The sequence below is a fragment of the Methanosarcina sp. 2.H.A.1B.4 genome (assembly GCF_000979385.1).
GTDB lineage: Archaea > Halobacteriota > Methanosarcinia > Methanosarcinales > Methanosarcinaceae > Methanosarcina.
On sequence record NZ_JJOV01000021.1, the window covers coordinates 1 to 632 of the forward strand.

Below are 632 nucleotides of genomic sequence, written 5' to 3' on the forward strand. Positions count from 1 at the left end.
GTACTCGCTCAGGTCAAACCACATTGCATCCCTGTACCTGCCAGTACTCATCCCGCCTACATCAATAAAGGATGAACTCTTGTAGACTGTGTTCGGAGAAGCTTCGCGCAGACGGTTGTTGTAGACCTCTTCTGCTGTGGACGAGGAGTTTTCCTGTTTGACAACGCTTATAGCTGCTGTAGCCGAATCTGTCAGTTTTCCATCGCTTACCTCAAAGGTTACGCTGTACGTCCCCTCCTGTCCTGTAACCGGAGTCCAGCTAAAAACCCCTGACTTGCTGTCAAAAGTTGCACCTGAAGGAGTACCTGAAGCAGAGTATGCGAGACTGTCTCCATCTGCATCCGAGGCGCTTACTGTAAAGGTAAGGCTTTTTCCAGCTTCAACAGTAACATCCGGGATGGAATTTATCACAGGAGCCTGATTATGATTGACAACGTTTACAGCTACAGTAGCCGAATCTGTCAGTTTTCCATCGCTTACCTCAAAGGTTAAGCTGTATGTCCCCTCCTGTCCGGCAACCGGAGTCCAGCTAAAAACCCCTGATTTGCTGTCAAAAGTAGCACCTGTGGGAATGCCTGAAGCAGAGTATGCGAGACTGTCTCCGTCTGCATCCGAAGCGCTTACTGTAAAGG

Annotated in this window: 1 protein-coding gene; it reads right to left on the reverse strand. The window is 49.2% G+C overall.

Annotation, left to right across the window (positions count from 1 at the left end; translation table 11 throughout):
* Window positions 1-632, reverse strand: a 632-nt coding sequence (locus tag EO92_RS03635) for a putative Ig domain-containing protein (protein ID WP_048169383.1), incomplete at both ends; no start/stop codon positions are given.